Source organism: Hyphomicrobium sp. (genome assembly GCF_036262015.1).
Classification (GTDB): domain Bacteria; phylum Pseudomonadota; class Alphaproteobacteria; order Rhizobiales; family Hyphomicrobiaceae; genus Hyphomicrobium_C.
In genome coordinates this window covers 254862-272069 of sequence record NZ_DATAJR010000006.1, presented here as the reverse complement: position 1 = coordinate 272069, position 17208 = coordinate 254862, and the positions used below count along the sequence as shown (strand labels likewise).

16 protein-coding genes are annotated in these 17208 nt (G+C 63.1%); 9 read left to right on the top strand and 7 right to left on the bottom strand.

Annotation, left to right across the window (positions count from 1 at the left end):
- Positions 1-32: 32 nt before the first annotated feature.
- From VHO05_RS06850 to VHO05_RS06825, 6 genes are read left to right on the top strand one after another with little or no spacing between them, the layout of a single operon-like run.
- Complete coding sequence (locus VHO05_RS06850; protein WP_329645848.1) at positions 33-815, top strand: sugar phosphate nucleotidyltransferase; 783 nt, start codon at positions 33-35, stop codon at positions 813-815.
- Position 816: 1 nt separating this feature from the next.
- On the top strand, positions 817-1893 hold the full coding sequence (rfbG, locus tag VHO05_RS06845; protein WP_329645847.1) for a CDP-glucose 4,6-dehydratase: 1077 nt from the start codon (positions 817-819) through the stop codon (positions 1891-1893).
- Positions 1886-3151 (top strand): class I SAM-dependent methyltransferase, encoded by a 1266-nt coding sequence (locus VHO05_RS06840; RefSeq protein ID WP_329645846.1) that lies wholly within the window; start codon positions 1886-1888, stop codon positions 3149-3151. The genes rfbG and VHO05_RS06840 overlap by 8 nt, the downstream gene beginning before the upstream one ends.
- Complete coding sequence (gene rfbC / locus VHO05_RS06835) at positions 3148-3699, top strand: dTDP-4-dehydrorhamnose 3,5-epimerase (RefSeq protein ID WP_329645845.1); 552 nt, start codon at positions 3148-3150, stop codon at positions 3697-3699. The genes VHO05_RS06840 and rfbC overlap by 4 nt, the downstream gene beginning before the upstream one ends.
- A complete protein-coding gene (locus tag VHO05_RS06830) occupies positions 3693-4181 on the top strand; it encodes an acyltransferase (protein ID WP_329645844.1) in 489 nt (162 codons plus the stop codon). Before rfbC ends, VHO05_RS06830 begins: the two co-directional genes overlap by 7 nt.
- Entirely contained in the window at positions 4169-4987 is an 819-nt protein-coding gene (locus VHO05_RS06825; RefSeq protein ID WP_329645843.1) for an SDR family oxidoreductase, read from the top strand. Before VHO05_RS06830 ends, VHO05_RS06825 begins: the two co-directional genes overlap by 13 nt.
- Here VHO05_RS06825 and VHO05_RS06820 read toward each other — a convergent pair.
- From VHO05_RS06820 to VHO05_RS06805, 4 genes are all read right to left on the bottom strand, one after another.
- Complete coding sequence (locus VHO05_RS06820; protein ID WP_329645842.1) at positions 4984-5418, bottom strand: DUF1178 family protein; 435 nt, start codon at positions 5416-5418, stop codon at positions 4984-4986. The genes VHO05_RS06825 and VHO05_RS06820 overlap by 4 nt on opposite strands.
- A gap of 3 nt (positions 5419-5421) precedes the next feature.
- Complete coding sequence (locus tag VHO05_RS06815) at positions 5422-6291, bottom strand: carbon-nitrogen hydrolase family protein (protein WP_329645841.1); 870 nt, start codon at positions 6289-6291, stop codon at positions 5422-5424.
- A gap of 4 nt (positions 6292-6295) precedes the next feature.
- Entirely contained in the window at positions 6296-6559 is a 264-nt protein-coding gene (gene grxC, locus VHO05_RS06810; protein WP_329645840.1) for a glutaredoxin 3, read from the bottom strand.
- A gap of 131 nt (positions 6560-6690) precedes the next feature.
- On the bottom strand, positions 6691-7494 hold the full coding sequence (locus VHO05_RS06805) for a ComF family protein (protein WP_329645839.1): 804 nt from the start codon (positions 7492-7494) through the stop codon (positions 6691-6693).
- Positions 7495-7563: 69 nt separating this feature from the next.
- Between VHO05_RS06805 and VHO05_RS06800 the strand changes: the two genes are divergently transcribed.
- Entirely contained in the window at positions 7564-8451 is an 888-nt protein-coding gene (locus VHO05_RS06800; protein ID WP_329645838.1) for a methyltransferase domain-containing protein, read from the top strand.
- Between the two features lie 11 nt (positions 8452-8462).
- Here VHO05_RS06800 and mutT read toward each other — a convergent pair whose 3' ends face one another.
- Entirely contained in the window at positions 8463-8870 is a 408-nt protein-coding gene (mutT, locus tag VHO05_RS06795) for an 8-oxo-dGTP diphosphatase MutT (protein ID WP_329645837.1), read from the bottom strand.
- A gap of 50 nt (positions 8871-8920) precedes the next feature.
- On the opposite strand from mutT, the gene VHO05_RS06790 reads away from it, so the two are divergent.
- A complete protein-coding gene (locus tag VHO05_RS06790) occupies positions 8921-9898 on the top strand; it encodes a beta-ketoacyl-ACP synthase III (protein ID WP_329645836.1) in 978 nt (325 codons plus the stop codon).
- A gap of 166 nt (positions 9899-10064) precedes the next feature.
- Entirely contained in the window at positions 10065-10610 is a 546-nt protein-coding gene (locus VHO05_RS06785; RefSeq protein ID WP_329645835.1) for an isoprenylcysteine carboxylmethyltransferase family protein, read from the top strand.
- A gap of 16 nt (positions 10611-10626) precedes the next feature.
- Here VHO05_RS06785 and VHO05_RS06780 read toward each other — a convergent pair whose 3' ends face one another.
- The gene (locus VHO05_RS06780; protein ID WP_329645834.1) at positions 10627-13107 is read right to left on the bottom strand and encodes a transglycosylase domain-containing protein; all 2481 of its coding nucleotides are present in this window, start codon (positions 13105-13107) and stop codon (positions 10627-10629) included.
- A 700-nt stretch (positions 13108-13807) separates the two neighbouring features.
- Positions 13808-17182, bottom strand: coding sequence for a helicase HerA-like domain-containing protein (locus VHO05_RS06775; RefSeq protein ID WP_329645833.1), 3375 nt, complete (start codon positions 17180-17182; stop codon positions 13808-13810).
- Positions 17183-17208 lie beyond the last annotated feature (26 nt).

Sequence of the window (17208 nt, the reverse complement as noted above, 5' to 3'; positions counted from 1 at the left end):
GAGACTTAGACGTTTCAGGTGGGGGCGAATCAATGGAAGCACTGATTCTCTGCGGCGGCCTCGGCACGCGCTTGCGCGAGGAGACCGAATTCAAGCCGAAGCCGATGGTCGAGGTCGGCGGAAAGCCCATCCTCTGGCACATCATGATGCACTATCGGCATCACGGCGTCGGACGCTTCATTCTGTGCCTCGGCTACAAGGGCGACGCGATCCGCGACTACTTCGTCAATTTTCATCACCGGGCGCATGACCTTGAAATCGATATCCGCACCGGCGGAATCTATGCACGGCGGGCCGCGAACTCGGAACTCCTCGATGCGCGTGTCGTCCTTGCCGAGACGGGGCTGGAAAGTCTGACTGGGCGGCGCATCCTGAAAGCGTTGCCCCACATCGAAGGCGATACGTTCCTCGCGACCTACGGCGATGCCGTCGCCGACGTCGATATCGACGACCTTATTGCAACTCACAAGCGCATGGGCCGGCTGGCGACCGTCACCGCCGTACATCCGTCGTCGCGCTTCGGCGAGCTCGCCATCGAGGACGGCAAAATCACGAGCTTCTCGGAAAAGCCCCAGGTGACCCAAGGCTGGATCAACGGCGGCTACTTCGTCTTCAATCGGCGCGCTTTCGACATGCTGGATCCGGAGCTGAACGAGCCGCTGGAAACCGGCCTGCTGGAACGCCTCGCGGCCATGGGCGAGCTTGCCGTGCATCAGCATGGCGGTTTCTGGCAGTGCATGGACACCTACCGCGAAATGCAGCTTTTGAACGACATGTGGTCGTCGGGCAAGGCGCCCTGGCAGGTCTGGAACTAGTATGGGCACGGCGCCACTGTCGCACACGTTCTGGGCGGGGCGCCGCGTCTTCGTTACCGGCCACACCGGCTTCAAGGGTGGCTGGTTGATGGCGCTGCTGCGCCAGCTCGGCGCCGAAGTGGCCGGCTATGCGCTGGCGCCGCCCTCCGAGCCCAATCTCTTCACGGCTGCGCGCGTCGCAGGTTTCGGTGGCTCCGCCATCGGGGACATCCGCGACGCGGCGAGCCTAACCGCAGCGATGGCCGCGGCTACCCCGGATATCGTGTTGCATCTCGCAGCTCAGGCGCTCGTGCGGCCGGCGCGGGCAGAGCCCGTGGATACGTTCTCCACCAATGTCGTCGGCACCGCGCAGGTGCTCGACGCAGTTCGCCAGACGCCCAGCGTCAAAGCGTGCGTCGTCGTAACGAGCGACAAGGTCTACGACAACGTCGAATGGGCTTGGGCCTATCGCGAGACTGACCGGCTCGGCGGCAAGGAGCCCTATGGGGCAAGCAAGGCCTGCACGGAGATCGTGGTCGAAGCCTATCGCGCTTCCTATTTCTCCGGCGACGGGCAGCCGGCTCTCGCCTCGGCACGGGCCGGTAATGTCATCGGCGGCGGCGATTGGGCGGAAGACCGACTCATTCCCGATGCCATCCGCGCCTTCTCCACGCGTGAAACGCTTATGATCCGCAACCCGGCTTCGGTGCGGCCGTGGCAGCACGTGCTGGAGCCGCTTTCGGGATATCTGCGGCTTGCCGAGGTCTTGGTGGACGAGCGCAGCACGCTGCCACAGCCTTTCACCTTCAATTTCGGCCCCGCTCAGGATGACGCTGTTTCCGTGCGCGTCATTGCCGACGCAATCACCGCCCGCTGGGGGGACGGAGCCCGTTGGGATCACGACACGCGTTTTCAGCCCTACGAGGCCCGCCTGCTCGAAGTGGACAGCGCAAAGGCGCGTGCCGCCCTTGGCTGGCGGCCACAGTGGCGGCTCGGCCAGGCCCTCGATCAGACTATCGCGTGGTACAAGGCCTACTATGAGGGCCAGGACATGCAGATTCTTACCCTTCGCCAGATCGACGAGTATCTCAATGGCTGACGACCATCGCCCGGCTGACGTCTCACGCACTTTACCCTGCCGAGCCTGTGGGACGCCACTCCGCCATGTGTTCGTGGATCTTGGAATGTCGCCGATCTCGAACGCCATGCGGCTCCCCGCTGAGGCGCATCTGGCAGAGGCCTTCTATCCCCTGCGCACGTTCGTCTGCGAAACCTGCAAGCTCGTGCAGATCGATGATGTGCAGCCGGCGGAAACCCACTTCCACGGCTCTTACACCTACTTTTCGTCCTACTCGAAATCCTGGCTCGAGCACGCCCGTCGCTACGCGGAGATGATGACGGAACGCTTTGGTCTTGGCCCGACCTCCAAGGTCGTCGAGGTGGCGAGCAACGACGGCTACCTGCTGCAGTACTTCAAGGCCCAAGGCATCCCGGTGCTCGGGATTGACCCGGCGGCGAATTGCGCGGAAGTTGCCGAGCGCGAACGCGGCATCCCGACTCTGGTGCGCTTCTTCGGCATCGAGACGGCGCACGAAGTGGCGGCGAGCGGCAAGGCTGACGTCATCGCAGGCAACAACGTGCTGGCGCATGTGCCGGACATCAACGACTTCGTCGGCGGGCTCAAAACCTTGCTGAAGGACGGCGGCGTCGTCACCATAGAATTCCCGCACCTCTTGGCCCTCATCCAAAACAGCTACTTCGACACGATCTATCACGAGCACTACTCGTATCTGTCGTTGCTAGCTGTCGAGCGCCTCTTCGCACGGCACGGCCTCACGGTGTTCGACGCCGAGGAGTTGCCGACGCACGGCGGAAGTCTCCGTATTTTCGCAGGGCATTCCGGAACCACACCTTCCGCTTCCGAGCGGCTCGACGCCTTCCGGACGCGCGAAGCCGAAGCAGGGTTGGACGGGCTCGAAGTTTACGGCGAATTCGCCGCAAAAGTGCGCCATGCCAAACGCGCGCTCCTCAACCTGCTCATCGGGCTCAAGGAGCAGGGGGCGCGCGTCGTTGCCTATGGCGCCGCTGCCAAAGGCAACACGTTGCTCAACTATTGCGGCATACGTGGCGATTTCATCGACTATGCGGTCGATGCCAGCCCGCACAAGCAGGGGCTTCTTCTGCCGGGAACGGCCATTCCGGTCTACGCGCCGGATCGGATCTTCGAGACGAAGCCCGACTATGTGCTGATCCTGCCTTGGAATCTCAAAGACGAGATCATGGTGCAGTCGGACGCAATCCGAGCATGGGGTGGGAAGTTCATCGTGCCGCTTCCCGAAGCAAAGATCATCCCATGATCTTCCAACCGACTCCGTTGGACGGCGCCTATGTGATCGTGCCGGAGCCGGTGTCGGACAATCGCGGTTTCTTTGCGCGGCTGTACTGCGGGAAGACCTTCGCGGACAGAGGGCTCAATCCGCATCTCGATCAGATCAGCATGTCTCACAACGTGAGGGCCGGCACTGTTCGCGGGCTTCATCTGCAACGGCCGCCCGTTGCGGAATGCAAGCTCGTTCGCGTGACGGCAGGATCCATCTTCGATGTGATCGTCGATGTCCGATCTGGGTCGGCGACCTACGGACAATGGTTCGGAACGGAGCTATCGGCGGCGAACCGCAAGATGCTCTACATTCCTGAAGGCGTCGCCCATGGCTTCCAGACGCTCTCGGCCGATACGGACGTGACGTATCACATCTCGGCGCCGTACGTGCCGGCCCTGGCGGACGGCATTCTCTGGAACGATCCGGTCCTCGGAATTCGTTGGCCGTCGCCGGAGGTCACCGCAATCTCCGATCGTGACGCTGGCCTTGGTTTGCTGGCCGATTTCGAGCCCGTGTCATGCTGATCATTTCGCCGACGGCCAAGATCTCACCGCTCGCCGATATCGAAGATTCGACGCGTGGAACAAAGATCGTGATCGAAGATGGCGTGACGATCGACTCGTTCGTGAAGATCAAACCGGCGGGCGGCAACGGCGACGTGCTGATTGGCGCCGGATCGTTCATCAATTCGGGGTGCGTGTTGTATACGGGTCATGGCATCCGCATCGGCGTCAATGTTCTCATCGCGGCGAATTGCACGTTGGCCCCGACCAATCATGAGGTCCGCGACCGGAGCCGCCTCATCCGCGAGCAAGGGTTCAGCCCCAGCCGCGGCGGCATCGTCATCGAGGACGATGTGTGGATCGGTGCGAACTCGGTGCTGCTTGACGGCGCCATCATTAGGCGAGGCGCTGTCGTCGGCGCGGGATCCGTCGTCCGGCATGAGCTCCCCGAGTATTCGATCAACGTCGGAGCGCCGGCGAGGACTGTCTCATGGCGGACCTGAGGGCGACCGTCTTCGGCGCGCATGGATTCGTCGGGCGGGCACTTGTGGAACATCTACGCGTACGCGGTTACGCCGTGCGCCAGATCGTGCGCGGAGACGCCTCTTGGCGCGGTGCCGATCTCGGTCACGCATTCTACGCAATCGGTCTCACGGCCGATTTTCGATCGCGCCCCTTCGAGACTATCGACGCGCACGTGAGCCTTTTGACAGAGGTTTTGCGTAACTCGAAATTCTCTTCGTTCGTCTACCTGTCATCGACGCGTGTGTACGGAACGGCCGCCGCAACGGACGAGCAGGTTCCGATCGCAGCGTACCCCGGCAACCCCGATCACCTCTACAATCTCTCGAAACTGATGGGCGAGGCCGCCTGCCTCGGGTCGGGGCTATCGAACGCGCGTGTGGCGCGTCTTTCGAATGTGTTCGGGCGCGATCTGGCGTCGGCCAATTTCCTGGCCGACGTGTTGCGCGAAGCTGCGGCGAGCATGCAGGTGAACCTCCGTACGGACCTCGCGTCGGAGAAGGACTACGTTTGGGTCGGCGATGTCGTACGGGCCCTGGAAGCCATCGCCACCGATGGGACCGAGCCGATCACCAATGTCGCGTTCGGCCACAACACCACACACCGCGACATCCTGGAGCGGGTCAGCTCCGCGACTGGCGCCGAGATCAAGATTGCGCCCAACGCGCCGACCATAACGTTTCCGCAAATTGAGACAGTGCGTTTGGATCGCCTCGGCGTGACCGGGCGAACGCCACTTCTGGCGATGATCAATGAGCTGGCGCAGGCCTACGCGCGCCGCGACTAGTTGAGATCCTCGGGGAGACGCGGCATCGGGAAGAACGGCACACCGTCTTCCGACAATCCCTTGATCTCGTCGGCGGATGCTTCGCCGTAAATGCCGCGGGGTGCGCTTTCGTCGAAATGGATCTTGCGCGCTTCCTCCGCAAACCTGCCGCCGACGTACTCGGCCTTGGCGTGGACCTCTTCGCGGACCTTGCGCAGATGCTTCAGAATTTCATCGGCGGGCACATCGCGTGGAGGCTCAGCAGCAGGCTCACTCGAGACCGTACGCTTGGTGGCTACGGCAGGCGCCATGATACCTTTGTGAACAGCGTGGTTGCCACAATGCGGGCAGACAATCTGCTCGCGCGCAATCTGCGCTTCGTAAGCGGCTCCGCTCTGAAACCAGCCTTCGAACTCGTGTCCTTCGCCGCACACCAAACTAAACTTGATCACTGCCTAAACCTCCGCCGCGGGTGTCGCACCCGCGCGCACGACGTCGAATTTCCTGTCGTGCCGTAATGATGGTACGCGCGAACGCACGTCTCCGATCATTCCCAAGTCTATATCGGCGAAAATGACTGAGGGGTGAACGCCGCCCTCTGCCAGGACTTGCCCCCATGGGGAGACGACCAAGCTGTGCCCGAACGTCTCGCGGCCATGCTCATGCAGTCCGCCCTGAGCAGCGGCGAAGACAAAGCACTGGGCTTCGATGGCGCGGGCGCGCAGCAGCGTGACCCAATGGGCCTCGCCCGTGAGCTTCGTAAACGCAGCCGGCACGGCGAGGAACGAGGCGCCCGCGTGAGCCAGCGCACGATAGAGATACGGGAAGCGCAGATCGTAGCAGATGGAGAAACCGAGCGCACCCCAGGGCAGGCCGGCGACGACGGCGTGCGCGCCGGGCTCATAGTTCGCGCTTTCGCGGTAGACCTCGCCGTTGGGGAGGTCGACATCGAACATGTGAATCTTGTCGTAACGGGCGGTGACCTCGCCCTGCGGAGAGATGAGAAAGGACCTGTTGGCCAGTCTGTCATCGCTCGCCTTGACCACCATCGACCCGATGTGCAGCCAAATCTTCAGCTCTTTTGCAAGACCAACGAATTGCTGGAGAGCCGTGTTGGCGCTTTCTGGTTGCGCCGCCGCGAACAGGCGCTCGCGATCCAGCTCCATCAGGGTGGTGACCTCAGGGGTCTGAACGTAGCTCGCGCCACCACTTGCTGCTTCGCGGATCAGCGCGGACGCATCGCGTATGTTGCGTGCCACGTCACGGCCCGAACACATCTGGACCAGCGCCACGCGCAGTGGCTTAGAGGGAGTTTCCGCAGACATCGACTTAGTTGCTCGCGCTCAGGAGGGGATCGAGCTTGCCACTCCGCTCGAGGCACATCAGGTCGTCGCAGCCGCCAACGTGCTGTTCGCCGATCCAGATCTGAGGGACGGTGTGGCGTCCACCCGCCTTCGAGCTCATCTCGGCGCGCAACGCCGCCTTGCCGGTTACGTCAACCTCTTCGAAAGCCACGCATTTCGCTCGCAAAAGCTCCTTAGCCATGTGGCAGTAGGGGCAGAGAGCGGAGGTGTAGATGGTGACTTTGGACATGTCTCCTAGAGTTCCTTGACGGCCAGCCTGATCCGCTCCCGAAATGTAGCGGGTCGATTTCGATCCGCAAAGTGCGGTTTGGTACCATGTCACAATGATTTGCGGCAACTTTCCAACATTTCTCGGCGTTTTCAGGCCGGCACGATGCCCCGATCCGTGACCAGCGCCAATGCCAGGACATCCACCCGCGCCGCACCGGCCCGCCGCAGAGTTCGGGCGCAGGCTCCGACTGTCGATCCGGTGGTAATAACGTCATCGATGAGCAGGATCTTGCGGCCCTGCACCTGATACGCACGACGGGCCGGGATCGTGAACGCTCCCGCCACGTTGCGTTGGCGAGCGCCGCGCGAAAGACCCACCTGACTTTGGGTCGCGCGGGCCCGCTCCAGCAGCAGCGGTTCGTAGCGCAGGCCGCCGAGGTGCGCGACCTCGCGCGCCAGGATCGCAGCCTGGTTGAAGCGGCGAGCCATCAGTCTTCGGCGCGCCAGTGGGACAGGAACCGCAATCTCGGCATCTGGCACGAGATCACGGCCTGCTTCGATCAGCCATTGGCCAAGCAGGCGCCGGGTGTCGTGACGGTCGTGGAATTTCAGAGCATGGACGAGCGTGCGCATCGAGCCCGAATAGGCGGCAACCGCACGGGCACGGTCATAGGCCGGTGGCGCAGCGGCCGCTGCGGCCGATATCATGATCCCTCCGGTGTCGAAGGGCATCGGCATTCCAAGGCGATCGCAAAGAGGTGGGCGGATGAAGTCGATATCCCGCCAGCAGCGGGCGCACAGGGCGTCGTGGTCGCCGATGGGCGTCCGGCAAACCAGGCAAACGGGCGGCATCACGATGTCGGAGAGGGCACCCAAGAACCGGCGAAAAAGGCCCGGACGGGGTTCGGCCAAGGTGTCTTCATCCGTGCCATCAGCTGGGCCTCGTTTGGGCACGCTCTGCTCCCCACTCGCGTGATTGAGGCAATCCCCTTATGTCTAGTGCGGGATAGATAGCACAGGCCCATGTCCGAACCGCACCTCATCTTCGACACCACGCTTCTCACCGCCCGCCGCAACCGGGCGGCTGCAACGGCTGGCGCGCACGATTTTCTGTTGCAGCGGGTCGCCGAGGACCTGAGCGAGCGCCTGGCCATCGTTCGGCGCAGCTTTCCGTTCGCCCTCGATCTCGGGTGCCATCATGGCCTCCTCGGCCGCCGCGTGGCCTTGAACCCCAGCATCGAGGCCATCGTCTCGTTCGATCCCGCCGAGCGTCTGCTTGCCCAAGCGCCCGCGCCCCGTGTGCTTGGGCGCCTGGATGCGCTGCCCTTCGCACCCGCATCCCTCGACCTCGTGGTATCCGGGCTTTCTCTGCACCTCGTCGACGACCTTCCCGGTGCTCTCGTGCAGATCCGCCGGGCCCTCAAACCTGACGGCCTTCTGCTCGCTGCTCTGCTTGGCGGCCGAACACTGTACGAACTTCGTGAAGCCTGGCTTGCAGCCGAAGACGAAATTCTCGGAGGCGCCTCCCCGCGCGTGGCCCCGTTTGCGGACGTGCGCGATCTGGGTGGCCTTCTGCAACGCGCGGGCTTCGCGCTGCCCGTGGTCGATTCGGACACGGTTGTCGTGACCTACGCCGACCCACTCGCCTTGATGCGCGAGATCAAAGGCATGGGTTGCGCCAATATGCTCACGGACCGGCGCCGCGTGCCCGTCACTCGCAGGCTGTTGTTTCGTGCCGCGGAGATCTATGCGGAGCGCTTTGCGCTCGACAACGGACGCGTCCCAGCCACCTTCGAGATTCTCACGCTGACAGCCTGGGTCCCGCACGAAAGCCAGCAGAAGCCGCTCAAACCGGGCTCTGCGCAGGCCCGCCTTGCAGACGCTCTCGGCGTGCGCGAGCAAAAACTCTAGTCAACGCCGGTTTAGCCCAGCAAGTCCCGCAGCCAGGGTACTAACGGCGCATCGGCCGGCGGCATGGGATAGTCTGCGAGACGCTTGGCGCGAACCCATGCGATCTCCTGGCCTTCGCGCGGCTCCGCCTCGCCCTCCCAGTTGCGGCACAGGAACAGCGGCATCAGGAGGTGGAAATCCCGGTAGCTATGGCTCGCGAATGTAAACGGCGCCAGGCACGTCTCGCAGACGTCAACGCCAAGCTCTTCCTTGAGCTCGCGGCGCAGCGCCTCCTCGGGTGTTTCGCCCGGATCGACCTTCCCGCCGGGAAACTCCCACAGTCCTGCTAGCGATTTACCCTCCGGCCGCTTGGACAGAAGCACCCGGTTGTCGGAATCGACCAGCGCCGCGGCGGCCACGAGCAGGATGGGCTTAGTCATGAGGTGATTTGGACCTTGTGCGGGGGAATAGGCCGCCTGTAGGAAGGGGCATGGGATCGGCACTTCTTGCGCTCGGACACTATGCGCCCGAGCGGCGCGTGACAAATGCGGAAATCGAGGCCCGGCTTGGCGTTGAAGCCGGCTGGAGCGAGCGGCGTACGGGCATCGTCGAGCGGCGCTTCGCCGCGCCGGACGAGGCACTCTCGGATCTCGCCGCAAAGGCTGGCGAGATGGCCCTTGCCCGCGCCGGTATCGACCGCAGCACAATCGGGCTCCTCGTTCTCGCCACGTCCACTCCTGACCACCTCCTGCCTCCATCGGCCCCCCTCGTGGCACACCAACTCGGAATGACGGGCTCAGGGGCCATCGATATGGCCGGAGCGTGCGGCGGGTTTCTCTACGCCCTGACTTTTGCCGAAAGCTTCGTGCGCTTGAACCGTGCGCCCGCGCTCGTGATCGCCGCCAACATCCTTTCTCGACGCCTCAACCTCAACGATCCGAAAAGCGCACTCCTGTTCGGAGATGGTGCGGGCGCGGCTTTGCTCGTTCCATCGGAGCGAGCGAACAGCGGCGTGCGCGGGGTCCATCTCGCATCTGACGGATCGGCATACGATCTCATTCAGATTCCGGCGGGAGGCAGTCGCCGTCCCTTCAAGGGAGATCTCGATCCTACCGCCACGCTCATGCACATCAAGGATGGGCGAGCCGTCTTCACGCGTGCCGTAAAAATCATGACAAGCGCGGCGCAGGCAGCGCTTGCGCGTGCAGGTCTCGATCTCGAGGACATCGACTTCGTTGTCCCGCATCAAGCCAACGCCCGCATCATCGGTGCCGTCCAGCGGCAGCTCGGTGTCCCCGACGAAAAGATGATCTCAACGGTCGCACTGTTTGCAAACAGCTCAGCCGCGACCATTCCGCTTTCGCTCTCGATTGCCTCGGAGCAGCGCGCCTTCAAGCCTGGGGAGCGTCTTCTTCTTACTGCGGCTGGTGCCGGGCTCACCGGCGGCGCCGTTGTGTTCGAGGTCTAGGCTTTCGTCAGCCACTTTACGAAACTTACAGTCTGGCAAGACGTCTAGCATTCGTTTGGCCGTTCCCCCATATGCCCGGACGGACCGACAAGTGGCCAGAGCGGCCCTCCGTTTCACAGCTTCGAAAAAATCGGCCCGCATGGCCTCAACGAAGGCATCAGATCGCATGCCTGTCGAAATCGCTCTCGTGGTCAACATGCTCTTTCTCGGCGTCGGTGCGTGGGCGTCGGCGCGGCACTTTGCGCGCAAAGAACGTGAGCCCCGCGGTGCGACCCTTCTGACAATCGCGACGATTGCAGGTACTGGTCTCAACGTTTGGCACGCCATCGCGCATCGCTACGACGTTGGGTTGGATGCTGACCTTGCCATCGCCATCTCGCTTGCCGCCTTCATTCTTTTCTTCGCGGCTGTTCGCGCCACACAGAACGGCGGCCTCTCTCTCGCGTTCAGCGACCGCACTCCCGACGCGGTCGTCGATCGCGGCATCTACCGCATTATCCGGCACCCGTTCTATGCGTCGTACATTCTCTACTGGCTAAGCTGGCTGCCACTTACTTCCTTCGATCCGAGCGCCTTCGTCATGGCGGGGGTCATGGTCGCGGCCTACAAATTCGCCGCGAGAAAAGAGGAGCGCCTCCTCACGGCTCGTCTCGGCGAAAGCTACGCCACTTTCGCGCAAAGGACGTGGCGCTTCTTGCCAGGCGTGTATTAGGCGCGGGATGTCTGGTTCAGCGGAGCTGCTGCAGATTGAGGGCGCGTGTCATCGCATCTTCTACCGCCGCTCCCTCATTGCTTGCGACGGGACGTGGAGATGCCTTTGGCGGGAGCAATCCCCGCATCGGATTTTCACGCGCATCACGCGACAGGTCCTCGAGCAGAATTTCGAGCAGCGGCGCGGCAACATCGGCTGCGTGCACCTTGGTGGCCCACGGCTCGGATCCGGAACCTGTTCCGACCACCACGACGTAGGAATAGGCCGCTCCGTTCGTGAACTGCAGGCCGCCACTCGTCCAAACATCGACTGTAGCGTTGGGGTCCGCCGTCACCTGGGTGCCGGTCTTGGCAAAGTGAAGCCGCAAGCCCTTGTGACGCGAGGCGCACCAGGAGGAAAGCGACTTCAGCGTTCCCATCGGCGTGCCGTTGACCGTGTAGCAAAGTGGTGCGGAGAGCAGCGCGCGGAGCAACGGCGTGGCGCGGCGCTGAATGAGGCGATTGGGAATGATGGGTGCGCCGACATCTGCGTGCTTCTCGCCGCGCTCGTCCGGATTCGTGAAATCATATCCCTTCACCAGAGTTGGCTCGCGCACGGGCGTCGCGCCACGACCAATGAGGGATGCGAGGATTACTGCCGACATGTGGTGCACGCGACGTGGTGAGCCGGAGATCTGCCCGAGCACCGCTGCCGTCGACGGAGGCGTACCCTGTCCGGACGCATCTGATGGCGGCATTGAGAATCCGAACGCATCTATCAGAGTCTTGATCCGGGTCTGCCCGGCCAGCGCCGCGCGATTGATCAGCGGCGAATTGAGCGAGCAGGCGAAAGCGACGATGGCGCGACGGCCGTACCGGCTGCCCCCTTTGGCGCAGGTGTCCAAACCGTGTGACGGAGCCTCGGTGTCAACGTAGAGCGATCCGGTGCTGTCGCGGCCGCTGTTAGAAATTGCTATGGCTGCGATCATCTTGCCGGTCGAGGCGATCATGCGCGGATCACGCGACGGCAGATAATAGCCGGTGGCGGGATCTCGTGCGACTGAGGCGCCAAAGTAGGGCGCGGTTTCGCCAGCTTCGTAGTAGCGGACGATCTCGCCCTTGGCATTGGCGGCGACAACAGTGATTGTCGGCAATTTCAAGTCCGCCCCAACGCGCGCAGGATCTAGGGTGAAGCCGGGATTGATTTTTTGGCGAACGGACTCATCGATCTTCGCGAGACCTGCTTTGATCTTGTCGTGAAACGCCAGGTTCGCCGCCGCGTCGAAGGTGGCGGTCACACCGCGCACGTGCTCGCGCCAAGCGAAGCCATAGAGCTCCTTCATCTCCTCGCGGAGCCCGAAGCGCGCTGCGGGCATCAGTGCGTTGGCGCGAGCGACCGGGTTAGCTTCCGCTCGGCGGGCCTGATCGGGCGCGTACCGATCAAGGGCGGCCTGCAGCTTCGGCCGCACCTTCGGATCGGGCGGGCCGCCCGCCATGGCGATCAACTCGAAGAGCACCTGCTTCTTCTCGGCCTCATCGGAAATCAGCGCTTCGGCGCAGAGGCGAGCGCGGACCTCGACGATGAAACGCCAACGGTCGAGACGCACCTTGTTCAGACGCTCATCACCTGAGAGCAGGATGATCGGCTTGTTGACCGCAGAGGCAAGAACGAACTGTTCCGCCTTCGAAAGCGCGCTTGCGTCCTTGCCGAAAACGACGCGGCTCGTGATTTCCACGCCCTGCAACGGCGCGCCGCCGGTCCGCTGCGCGAGCCAGATGTGATTTGCGGTCCACTGCTTCAACGGTGAGGCATTACCGCCGCGCGTCAGCTCGTAGTAGACAACGGGGGCCAGCCACCATTCGGAAAACTTGCGCGAGAGTTTCGTCATCGCGCCTTCGCCGCTGTGCGGTGGGGTGTTGTAGATCACGCGCACAAGCTGCATCGGCAGGGTCGAGCCGCCGACGCCAATGCTGGGACGCTTCAACGCGATCGAGCGGCGCAGCGACGAATAGGGAATCTTGAGAACGCCCGCGAGGTCAATGCCGAACGGGTTGAGCCAGGTGCCGAGGTAGCGGTCCTCGTGGTGCACGAGGCATTGCCAGAACTGGGGCGGCACCTCGCGGACGGGGATCGACTTGTGGTCGGGGTTGGCCGTGTAGGTCCCGACATCGATGGCCGCGTCGGTGTAGTTGACGTCGCGCTGGCTATCGAGACGGGCGTCGAAGGTGCCAACGAAAGCGCCGGTGCGGTCGTAGATGGCGGTGGCGAGCCAGCGCTCGGCGTCGTAGCGCAGCTTTTCTCCGAGCAGATAGTGGCCCGCAACACCGCGCACGGGAGCCACAGCGTAGACGAGGACAACCGCAAATACGAAGTAAGCCGCAGCGGCGAGGGCGACGTAGCGAAATGGACCGAGGCGAGGATTGAAAGCGACCCATTCGCCAAACAGGCTCGCGAACCGCATCGGAATGCTGATCAAGAGCTCGCGCACATAAGCGACAAGGCGAAAAAGGAGCAGCATCACGCGACAGAAATTCAAAGATTGCCAAGCCGGACCTGCCGCTGGCGATCTCGCTGTCGTAGAAAATGTTTATGGCGGAAGCTCGGGGGAAATTTGGCAGCGCGTGCGCGACACGCGCAAAGCGGGAAGCCGCGAAGAAGCGGACGCGCGCGCCCAGCCTTCCTGGTTGGGGCTCACCCAGCTATTCCCGTTTTTGGACGACCGCCATGCGGCCGGCCCCTACATCGTATTGAGGAGGACGAAAAGCCCAACTCCGACCGCCGGACCAATTAACGTGGCCACCACGAGCATCAAAAATGACTTCGCAACCATAGCACAGCATACCCCGCACGCTTACTCACCCACCCCCGAAGCCGCCCACGCTTCGTGGATGTCTCCTTCCAATTTCGCGAGGACCCCTCACCCGCGAAACTTGGAGATAATACAACAAGGAAAAAATTCCCTCACCCGCTATTCCCAATTTTGCCGCAATTTCATCTCGCAACGGCTAACAAACTGCACGGCAAGGCGGCACACGCATTATGCGGACAGCTTTTTGTGCTTATCCTTCAAATGGTTCTAAGGAAGCAGTTGCACTCTTGCTGGCGCTAGAAAACGCTGAAAATTGCGCCAGCAAGCGGAGCAGAATCGAGCGAATCCGCCCCGGATGTTGCAATTTTGCTACTCACCTTAGGGCGCCGCAGGTCAATCTTCCGATCCCCTACGATCGGCGTGCGCTCGACATTCGCAGCGCGTCGAACAACCGAAGCTGACGCTCGTCCTGCCCCTTCGTTTCGTTGGCGAGCTGCTCGATGCGGTCAAAGGGCACCTGCTCGGCCTCGATCAGCGAACGCTGCGCCTTCATCGAGCGGACGAGGCCTTCCTGGACGAGATGGAATTCGCCGACGGTCTGGCCCGGCAGGACGGCTGCGGGGTCGAGACCACTTTCGCTCTGGAACGCGGCCTTGAGCTTGCGGAGAGCTGTGTCTTCGCGGACGCGGCCGATGAACCAGCTCGTGATCTGGTCGCGTGACTTATAATCGAGATCGCCGGGCGACTGGGTCGCCAGCATGAGGCCCAGGCCCGCCGAACGGGCGCGCTTGAGCAAGCTCTGCAGCGGCTCGGCTGTGGCCGGCTTGGCGTTGGCCGGGATGTAGAGGTCAGCTTCGTCGAACATGACGACGGCCTGCAGCTCGTCGTTCGGGTTGCGCTGACAGAAGCGCAGCGCTTCCGAAAGGAACTGCGAGACCCAGAACAGGATGTTCTCGTTGTCGCCGAGGAAGCCGGTGTAGATGATCGACAGGCGCGTGCGGCCGTCGCGCGCGAACGGCCCGATGCCGAGCAGGCTGTCCATGCGCAAGCTTTCGCCGCCGCCTTCGAAGAGCGCGGCATTGCGATGGCGGAGGCTGTCCAGCTGGGCGACGAGATCGCGGCGGATCTTGCCGGACGGATCCATGCGCTGCGTAAGATCGGTCAGCTCCGGATCCTCGTCCTCGAGGAGAGCGATGAGGTCGGCGAGCGTCACTTCGCGGCTGTGGCGGGAGCCGAGGATGCGGAGCGCAACCGACAGCGTGCCAGACTGCTTCTGGTGCGTGGCCGAGTTCTTGAGATGCAGCATGTCGCCGAGGGCGGCGGCCGACAGGTTAGCCAGCAGCTGCTGCTCGTGATCCGGCAGCTCGTTGATGCCGTTCGGCAGCAGCGTGATCGAGATCGGACGGCCCGACGAGCGGCCGGGCGTGTAAACCGCCACGTCGATAGCGTCGGCCAGGCGCTCGCGCTCGCCGCGACGCTCGCCGAATTCGTCATCGTTGGCGCGCCAGACATCGGGGTTGGCATAGCTGCACAGGTCGCCCTTGCGGTCGATGAGGACCGCAGGAATACCCTTGAGCAGAAGCTGCTCGATGATGCAGAGCGCGAGGGTCGTCTTACCTGAGCCTGAGCCACCGAGCACCGCGGCGTGCCGCTTCAGCACGTTCATGTTGAGTGAGACCGGCTTCCCGCGAGCGCCGATTTCGCGGCCGGCGAGAATGCTCGTGCCGTTGGCACCCGTTTCGTCGAGGATGACGGACAGCGGCAGCTCATCGTCGTTGGCCGGCAGAACCTCGCCCTGCTCTCCGGTTAGCGACCACGGCGGCGGAAGGGCCGGGTCTTGCGGGAGGGCTTCGAGACTTCGCGGCTGCGCGACCGTAGCGGCGACCTCCGGCTCGCGCGTGATACGCGGCAGCGTGCGGCCCAGAAGATCGAGGCGCAGGACGCTGATGATCGAGATAATGTTCGACAGCAGCTTGGCGTCTTCGAACCAAGCCTGGAAGCCGGGGTCGTTCTTGTAGTGGGCGTGGAACTCGCGCACCATCATCATCCGCTCCCACTCCGGGATCGGAATAGTGAAGAGACGTCCGCCGCCTTCGCGGAATTTGCGGAACGCCTGCGCCGTCTGGTTTTTCTTGTTCGGCGGATAGTCGCTGGCGCGGAGCATGACGCAGCTCTTGCCGGCCGTCATCGGCAATACCTTATCGAGCTGGCGCTTCAAGCCGCCGCCCTGTGTCGTGCGGTTGCAGAGGAACACGCGCAGATCGCTCATGTGCCCCGCCTTGTGGCTGATCCGCACGTCGATGGCGGGCACTTCATCGGAAATTTCGAAGCGGCCGATGTTGAGCTTGATGGCGGAGCCCCATTCCTCCCGTGCAAGCGCAAGGGCGGACGTGAAGACATCGAGCAGCTCGTTCTCGTCGGACGGGATCTCGGCCTCGGATGCGCTTTGGAAGCGCTCCCAGGCATCGCGATAGTCGACCGACGGCATAAGCGGACGGGAGCCCGAGTCTCCCTCTGCGTTGCCGAAGAAGCCGCCCAGCACGGACGCCAGGGTCGATGTCCAAGAACCGCCCTGCTCGCGCGGCTCGTCGTCCTGTTCGGGAGCGGTCTTGTCGCGCAGACGGCTCTGCGCATGCTCAAGCAAGCGACGCGTCGAGAGGCCGCCGAACTCCTCGAAGAAGTCAGGACCGAAATACTGCGCCGGATCGGGGAAGCTCAAGGCCGCGCCATCTTCGGCGAGGTGCTCCAGGCGCTTGGCGATGATCAGGCGCGCCTCTTCGGGTGTGCGGGATTCGAGCAGCGGCACGGGGCCGGATTTCTCGATGCGGTCGATGTAGGATTGCGCGAGAACACCGCGCACCTGCCCGTAAAAATCTTCGAGGCAGGAGATGATGATGATCGCGTTCGGCAGGCGGTTGGCGATCTGGATGAGATCGCGCGCGGCCTTCTGGAAGCGCTCGTCGGCGTCCGGGAAGAAGCGCAGGTCTTCGACCTGGTCGATCGAGAAGACGAGTGCCGCGCGCTCCACGGTCCACATCAGGGTGCCGAAGGCCGTGATGATTTCGAAGGCGCGATCCTCGCCGGTGTTCGGATCGAGCGCGGCGACCGCCTGATGCGCGAGCGACGTGAGCTGGCGTCCGAACAGGTATTGGCGCACGCGCTGGTCGATGCGCGGATCCTTGCGCTCGAGATAAAGCAGCGCGCGCACGATGTTGATGTCGAGCTCGAGCTCGCGGAACTTGGCGCTGGCAACGATCTCGTCGGCCAACCGCAAGATGAGGCTCGCGAGATCGTCGTCGGACAGCGCGCCTTCGCGCAGCTCTTCGAGGCTCGCTTTGGAGAGGACCTCCGTGTCGCCGACCAATTGGTTTGTCAGGCGTGTAAGACCGCTGATGCCCTCGTTGTCGGGATCGTACGGCTTTTCCAGCGAGTGGATCAGGCGGCGCAGATAGTAGTCCGCATAATTGGAGATGTCAGGCGTCATCTGGGCGTAGCCGAAGTAGGCCCTGCCCTCGCGATGTGCGGTCGTGCGCAGCGCCCGCAAGAGGTGCGTTTTTCCGGCGCCTGATTGTCCGTGGAAGAGAAGGATGCGCGATTGGGTTGGCGCGCCGTTGCGCCCGCTCGTCACCTGGGACAAGAGGTCCGAAAACTTGCGGCGGGCCTTTACATGCACCTCGGGAACATCGACGGGATCAGCCCGCCAGATGTCGTCCTCCCACGTGATGCTGTGCTCAAAGGCCTGGGACAGCTTGTCCGTTCCCCCGGCAACGACGTCCTGGTGCATGCGTCAACAGTCTCCAACGCGATCGT

Bases quoted from the DNA above. Each gene is read 5' to 3' on its own strand.
- VHO05_RS06850 (WP_329645848.1), top strand. From the start codon at position 33: ATGGAAGCACTGATTCTCTGCGGCGGCCTCGGCACGCGCTTGCGCGAG.
- rfbG (WP_329645847.1), top strand. From the start codon at position 817: ATGGGCACGGCGCCACTGTCGCACACGTTCTGGGCGGGGCGCCGCGTC.
- VHO05_RS06840 (WP_329645846.1), top strand. From the start codon at position 1,886: ATGGCTGACGACCATCGCCCGGCTGACGTCTCACGCACTTTACCCTGC.
- rfbC (WP_329645845.1), top strand. From the start codon at position 3,148: ATGATCTTCCAACCGACTCCGTTGGACGGCGCCTATGTGATCGTGCCG.
- VHO05_RS06830 (WP_329645844.1), top strand. From the start codon at position 3,693: ATGCTGATCATTTCGCCGACGGCCAAGATCTCACCGCTCGCCGATATC.
- VHO05_RS06825 (WP_329645843.1), top strand. From the start codon at position 4,169: ATGGCGGACCTGAGGGCGACCGTCTTCGGCGCGCATGGATTCGTCGGG.
- VHO05_RS06815 (WP_329645841.1), bottom strand. From the start codon at position 6,291: ATGTCTGCGGAAACTCCCTCTAAGCCACTGCGCGTGGCGCTGGTCCAG.
- grxC (WP_329645840.1), bottom strand. From the start codon at position 6,559: ATGTCCAAAGTCACCATCTACACCTCCGCTCTCTGCCCCTACTGCCAC.
- VHO05_RS06800 (WP_329645838.1), top strand. From the start codon at position 7,564: ATGTCCGAACCGCACCTCATCTTCGACACCACGCTTCTCACCGCCCGC.
- mutT (WP_329645837.1), bottom strand. From the start codon at position 8,870: ATGACTAAGCCCATCCTGCTCGTGGCCGCCGCGGCGCTGGTCGATTCC.
- VHO05_RS06790 (WP_329645836.1), top strand. From the start codon at position 8,921: ATGGGATCGGCACTTCTTGCGCTCGGACACTATGCGCCCGAGCGGCGC.
- VHO05_RS06785 (WP_329645835.1), top strand. From the start codon at position 10,065: ATGCCTGTCGAAATCGCTCTCGTGGTCAACATGCTCTTTCTCGGCGTC.
- VHO05_RS06780 (WP_329645834.1), bottom strand. From the start codon at position 13,107: ATGCTGCTCCTTTTTCGCCTTGTCGCTTATGTGCGCGAGCTCTTGATC.
- VHO05_RS06775 (WP_329645833.1), bottom strand. From the start codon at position 17,182: ATGCACCAGGACGTCGTTGCCGGGGGAACGGACAAGCTGTCCCAGGCC.